At 51.7% G+C, this 6,487-nt stretch carries 4 protein-coding genes and 1 rRNA gene; 4 read left to right on the forward strand and 1 reads right to left on the reverse strand.

All coding sequences use genetic code 11. The annotated features are described in order from the left end of the window. Positions 1 to 211 precede the first annotated feature (211 nt). Genes xdhA through guaD form a run of 4 tightly spaced genes read left to right on the forward strand, consistent with a single transcriptional unit; the run spans position 212 to position 6,287 of the window. Positions 212 to 1,684 (forward strand): xanthine dehydrogenase small subunit, encoded by a 1,473-nt coding sequence (xdhA, locus tag CPA45_RS03165; RefSeq protein ID WP_096650183.1) that lies wholly within the window; start codon positions 212 to 214, stop codon positions 1,682 to 1,684. Further along, positions 1,668 to 4,091 (forward strand): xanthine dehydrogenase molybdopterin binding subunit, encoded by a 2,424-nt coding sequence (xdhB, locus tag CPA45_RS03170; protein ID WP_096650184.1) that lies wholly within the window; start codon positions 1,668 to 1,670, stop codon positions 4,089 to 4,091. Before xdhA ends, xdhB begins: the two co-directional genes overlap by 17 nt. After that, positions 4,088 to 4,963, forward strand: coding sequence for a xanthine dehydrogenase accessory protein XdhC (gene xdhC, locus CPA45_RS03175; RefSeq protein WP_096650185.1), 876 nt, complete (start codon positions 4,088 to 4,090; stop codon positions 4,961 to 4,963). The genes xdhB and xdhC overlap by 4 nt, the downstream gene beginning before the upstream one ends. 1 nt (position 4,964) lies before the next feature. After that, a complete protein-coding gene (guaD, locus tag CPA45_RS03180; RefSeq protein ID WP_096650186.1) occupies positions 4,965 to 6,287 on the forward strand; it encodes a guanine deaminase in 1,323 nt (440 codons plus the stop codon). Positions 6,288 to 6,416: 129 nt separating this feature from the next. On the opposite strand, the gene rrf is transcribed toward guaD, so the two are convergent. After that, a 5S ribosomal RNA gene (gene rrf, locus CPA45_RS23240) occupies positions 6,417 to 6,487 on the reverse strand; the annotation flags it as partial.

Consider the following 6,487-nt stretch of genomic DNA (forward strand, 5'->3'; position numbering starts at 1 on the left):
GCTCCTTTAATAAGCAACGCTCATTGCGTGTCTTGGGTACTTCTGTGATCAGTATGTCGCCACCAGGGTGAATTAACGCTGCAAAAAGGGGCGCACTGGTATTAATCGCACTATCAAAGTGCAGCAAACAAAGTCTTGCAAGGCGCGTCATTTTGTTCCAAGCTCAAACACACTTGACCGATCGGTCAGAATAATCATAACGGAGTTTGGCATGGCTACGATTGAGTTTCTGCTCAACGGCACCCCCAAGCAGTGCAATGTCACCCCTGATACCAGCATTCTAACGCTGTTACGTGACCTTTTGGGGACCACTGGCACGAAAGAGGGTTGCGCATCCGGGGACTGCGGCGCTTGCACAGTGGCAATTAACAATTCAAGTGATCCGCAGGGCGGTTTTTTAAGCGTTAACGCCTGCATCACACCTGCCCATCAGTTGCATGGCCAACATCTGGTTACAGTTGAAGGGCTAGCCACTGAAGGCAAGCTGCATCCTGCCCAGCAGGCAATGATTGAGTGTCACGGTAGCCAGTGCGGTTTCTGCACACCGGGTATCGTCATGTCGCTTTTTACGCTGCATACCACTCAACAGCAACGTTCAGCTCCCCTAACGCCTGCCAGGCTTGAAGCTGCTCTCGGTGGAAACCTTTGCCGCTGCACAGGCTATCGCCCAATCCGCGATGCTGCATTAAGCATGCAGAATATCCAGTGGCAGCCTCCACAGTGGTTTAATGCCACCCTAACCAACTGCGCTCCTCTTGCCACAGCCTCTCTCGCCATACCAGAATCGACCGCCAGCGATGCACCGCTATTTGCCCAACCGACAACGCTTGTCGAGCTGACCAATATGCGCAGTCGCTACCCTAACGCTCGACTGGTCGCAGGAGCAACAGATTTATGGCTGGAAAGCACCCAGCGTCTTACCGCTTTAAATCAGCTGATTGACGTCTCCCGGGTAATCGAAATGGGCCAGATCGAGTCTGCGTCCTTCCAAGAACAACCTGGTTGGTGGGTTGGGTCGGGAGTCACTTATTCGCAGCTTGAGCCCTTGTTCGACAGCCACTTCCCTGCCTTTGCACATTTGCTTCATCGGCTGGGCTCTCAACAAGTACGCAATAGAGGAACTATTGGCGGCAACATTGCTAACGCGTCACCAATTGGCGATACACCACCAGTGTTACTCGCGCTCGATGCTTGGCTAGAGCTAGCTAGCGATACTGGCGTACGCCAGATTCCCTTAAGTGCGTTTTTTATCGACTACAAAAAAACTGACCTTGCTAACGACGAGGTTATCAGCAGGATATTCATTCCACAATTATCGGATACGGTCTCGCTACGAGTCTGGAAGCTTTCCAAACGGCGTGAAGATGATATTTCTGCTGTACTGGGGGCCTTCTGTTACCGGTTGGAAAATGGCGTTATGCGGGATGTCCGCATTGCCTTTGGTGGCATGGCCGCCACGCCCAAGCGAGCCTATGGCACCGAAGCCGCCTTAGAAGGCATTTCCCCTTCAAGAGCCAGCTTTCAAGCAGCACAGCAAGCGCTAGCCGACGAGTTCTCGCCCATGAGTGATGTTCGTGGTAGCCAGCACTATCGTCAACAGGTCGCCCTGAACCTGCTCGAACGCCTCTATTTAACGCTCTCGGTTCCGAATCAGGAGGTAATGCTCCATGCGTACGCTCACTAAGCTTGATAGCGATAGCAGCCGTGCCCGCCGCGAATTGCATGACTATATTCAAGGCGCTAGTCCGCTGGCCCGCCACACAGTTGATAGTAATGGGCAATGTCACGCCGGTGCCTCAAGCTTTCATGAAAGCGCTGAAAAGCATGTTACCGGAAAAGCCGCTTACGTTGATGACATCAAAACACCCACAGATGCATTACATGTCGCCCTGGGGCTATCACCTGTTGCTCACGGTGTGCTGACAAAACTTGAGCTTGATAAGGTAAAAAAGGCGCCTGGCGTTATCGATGTGATTACATTTCACGATGTACCAGGACATACAGACATTGGCCCGGTATTCCCCGGTGACCCTCTTTTCGTTGACCAGGAAATTAGCTACGCAGGCCAATGTATCTTCGCTGTGGCCGCTACATCGTTACAGGCTGCTCGTCGAGCCGTTACGCTTGCCAAGCTGCATATTGATGAACAACCAGCAAGCCTGGATCCTGTCGCTGCTGCCGAGCGTAAAGAGGTAGTCCGCCCCACTCATGTACAGCAACGCGGTGACTGGCAGGAAGTACTGCGCACAGCAGAGCAAATAATTGAAGGTGAGCTATTCATTGGCGGGCAAGAGCACTTCTACCTTGAGGGGCAGGCGTGCATCGTATTGCCAACAGAAGACGAGGGGGTCATGGTATACACCTCCAATCAGCACCCCAGCGAAACTCAAAAGCTTGTTGCCGAAGTACTCGGCATCCCGTTTCACGCAGTCACTGTTGAAGTACGCCGTATGGGTGGTGGATTTGGAGGCAAGGAAACTCAAGCGTCCCCCTGGGCCTGTATTGCTGCACTCATTGCCCGCCGAACAGGCAGAGCAACCCGGCTACGTCTACCGCGCAGCGAGGATATGCGCGCCACCGGCAAGCGCCACCCTTTCCATAACCGCTACCAGCTGGCTATTGATACTAAAGGTGTTATCCAAGGCGGTGATATTACAGTTATTGGCGACTGTGGATATTCACCCGATCTTTCCGACGCTATTGTCGATCGCGCAATGTTTCACGCGGATAATGCGTACTCACTGGGTAGTGCGCGTGTGACTGGCCATCGCGCCAAAACCCACACAGCATCAAATACTGCTTTCCGCGGCTTTGGTGGTCCCCAGGGAATGATGATCATCGAAGCTGCGATGGATGACATAGCCCGTCAGATTGGTGAAGATCCACTGACGGTGCGTAAACGTAACTTCTACCGCGATGGGCGCGACGTCACCCATTACGGTCAGCGAGTTGACCAACGACAGTTGCTCCATACACTGGTTGAAACGCTAGAAAGCGACAGTGATTACTGGGCACGGCGTAAAGCCATCATTCAATATAACGCCAACAGCCCCATTATTAAAAAAGGACTAGCGCTCACCCCAGTTAAATTTGGGATTTCATTTACCGCCAAGCACCTGAATCAAGCGGGTGCTCTGCTCCATGTGTATACCGATGGCAGCATCATGATTAATCATGGCGGAACGGAAATGGGCCAGGGGTTACATACTAAAGTTTGCCAAGTAGTTGCACGGGAGCTGGGGTTGGACTTAAACAGCGTACGTATTAGCGCAACCCGCACAGATAAGATTCCCAACACCTCCCCCACTGCCGCTTCTAGCGGCGCTGACCTCAATGGCATGGCCGCACGAGATGCTGCGAGAAAACTGCGTGAGCGACTTTTTGACTTTGCAGCCAAACACTTTGCACAAGGCCTAGATCGTGAAGGCATGCGCCTGGAAGGGGGTATGCTGATAGCAGGCATTGGAGAAAGTGAGCAAAGGATTTCCTGGGGTGAGCTAGTACAAACGGCATACCTCAATCGTATATCCTTGTCAGAAAAAGGCTTCTATGCCACGCCACTTATTCACTATGATCGTTCAATCGGCCAAGGTCGCCCCTTTTACTACTATGCGTTTGGTGCAGCAATTGCAGAAGTTAGTGTTGATACCTTAAGTGGTGAATACCAAGTCGACCAAGTCGATATACTGCATGATGTTGGCGATTCTCTTAACCCCGCGATTGATATTGGCCAAGTAGAAGGCGGCTTCATCCAGGGAATGGGCTGGCTAACCAGTGAAGAGCTCAGATGGAACGATAATGGCGTACTGATCAGCGATGGGCCTGCCACTTATAAAATTCCTACGTTTGGCGACCTTCCCCCGATCTTTAACGTCGCGCTATTGGAAGGCCACCCCAACTCAATGGCAAGTCTCTACCGCTCAAAAGCAGTAGGCGAACCGCCTTTTATGCTAGGCATTTGCGTATGGTCAGCGTTGCGTGATGCACTGGCAAGTTTAACTAACTATCAAACATCGCCCCATCTCGACACTCCGGCTACGCCCGAGCGCGTCATGCTAGCGGCCAATGCACTAAGAGAGAAAGCACTGTGAGTGATGCCCAAGCCCCCGAAACCTGGCATGCAGCGCTACATCGCCTACAGCGTGCTGGTACCCCTCATGTTCTAGCCACCCAGGTAACGAGCGCAGGCTCAACGCCTCGTGAGCCCGGGGCACGAATGGTAATTACCAACGATGCCACCTTCGATACATTGGGCGGAGGTACTTTTGAGTGGCAAACTATTGCCGCAGCACGCGCACAGCTAAAAGAACAGCGTTACGGTTTCAGCTTAGAGGCCTTTTCTTTAGGTGGGCGAAGTGGGCAGTGCTGTGGCGGCTTCGTAAACATCCTATTGGAAGCCTTTCCAGGCGCTTCCACTCATGTGGCTGTTTTTGGTGCCGGCCACGTGGGGCAGGAAATTGTGAAGCTAAGTGTCCCGCTACCTTGGCAATTGCATTGGTATGATAGCCGCCGCAATGTTTTTAATGAACATGATCGCCAGCAGCCAAGGCTTAGCTGCCATGAGCTGCATAGTGCAAAAGAAAACACCTCTGAATTGCCACCCAATACCCATGCACTGGTTTTAACCCATAATCATGATGAAGATTATGCGCTTATCACAGCGCTTATCGAGCGTGATGACCTAGCCTCTATTGGCCTAATTGGTTCTGACAGCAAATGGGCTAGCTTTCAAGGGCGCCTTAAACGGGATGGTTATTCCACAGAACAAATTGAGCGAGTGCGAAGCCCCATCGGTCGCATTCATACGACGAAACTTAGCAATAAAACCCCCTACGCTATTGCGCTAACAGTGGTGACAGAGCTGCTATGGCTAACTGATACGCCCTCACCTCCCGATACACGTGGACTTGAACCCCAGGCGTTGCGAACGCTATTTGACGACTCTCCGACTACCATGAGCTAATATGACTTCCTCTACTGATACACTTATTCGTGCTGAATTGGTTAGCTTTTCACGCGACCCTGGTGATGGCGACATGCCTCAGCCTGGCAGCTTAGAGCACTATGGTGATGGTTTACTTTGGCTAAAAGGCCAACATATTCATGCAGTAGGCCATTTCTCCGAGCTATCGCTATCATTACCTGAAGGCATTCCTGTATATGATTATCGTGACAAGCTCATCATGCCGGGATTTATCGACACCCATGTACACTATGTACAGTTAGATATCATGGCCTCGTATGGGCGCCAATTGCTGGATTGGTTAAATGACTACACCTTCCCTGAAGAGTGTCGCTTTGCCAATCATGCCCATGCGGAAGCCTTGTCGAACGCCTTCCTTGATGAGATGCTGAGAGCTGGAACGACCACTGCCCAAGTATTTGGATCTAGCCACCCAGTGTCCGTTGATGCCTTTTTTAGTGCATGTAAGAGCAGACAGTTACGCATGTTGGTTGGCAAAGTATTAATGGATCGCAACGCCCCTGATGCGCTACTTGATGGTGCAACAGGTATCGCCGATACCGAACGCCTAATAGCGGATTGGCACGGGAAGCAACGGCTCGGTTACAGTGTCACCCCTCGTTTTGCACCGACCTCAACCAAAATACAAATGGATGCAGCTGGCGCTTTACTGCGCAACGAGCCTACCCTGTGGCTGCAAACTCACTTAGCGGAAAACAGTGGTGAGCTAGATTGGGTAGCAGAACTATTTCCAGGCAGCCGGGATTATTTATCTGTCTATGAAGACGCAGGTTTAGTTGGCCCTCGCAGTACCTTTGCACACGGCATTCATTTAAATAACGATATGCGCAAACGGCTAGCGGAGCGTGGTGCTAATATTGCGTTTTGCCCTAGTTCCAATCTATTTCTCGGCAGCGGTTTATTCGACCGAGCAGCCGCTAAGCAGACCGGCATGGCATTTACATTTGCCAGCGATATCGGTGCAGGCACCGATTTATCGGGCTTTGGCACTCTCAAGGCTGCCTACCAGGTAGGCCAACTAGGCGGACAACCACTTACCGCATGGCAAGGCTTTTATGGTTTAACCATGGGGAACGCAAAAGCACTTTCCCTGGATAACCATATCGGCCAATTAGCACCTAGCCTTGAAGCAGACTTTGTGGTGATTGACCCACAGGCAACATCGCTACTCTCCCGGCGTATCAGCCACTGCACAACTCTTGGAGAGCGGTTGTTTGCACTGATGATGCTAGCAGATGACCGAGCCATCTATGAAACCTGGGCTGGTGGACGATGCCAACACCGGAGGGATCGCTCGCAGTAAGAAGCCTTTAGGCACAAAACAATCCTCCAAATAGTCAGCCCTGGGGGATGTTTACTAAAAACTTACAGCGAACTGACGCCCAACAAAAAACCCCAGTTCCTGTTGGAACTGGGGTTTTTCTTAATAAGTGCCTGACGATGACCTACTCTCGCATGGGGAGACCCCACACTACCATCGGCGCTAAGCGGTTTCACTTCTGA

Source organism: Vreelandella nigrificans, assembly GCF_002374315.1.
Lineage (GTDB): Bacteria > Pseudomonadota > Gammaproteobacteria > Pseudomonadales > Halomonadaceae > Vreelandella > Vreelandella nigrificans.

Excerpts from the sequence above, each read along its gene's own strand:
- xdhB (WP_096650184.1), top strand. The coding sequence starts at position 1,668 with ATGCGTACGCTCACTAAGCTTGATAGCGATAGCAGCCGTGCCCGCCGC.
- xdhA (WP_096650183.1), top strand. The coding sequence starts at position 212 with ATGGCTACGATTGAGTTTCTGCTCAACGGCACCCCCAAGCAGTGCAAT.
- guaD (WP_096650186.1), top strand. The coding sequence starts at position 4,965 with ATGACTTCCTCTACTGATACACTTATTCGTGCTGAATTGGTTAGCTTT.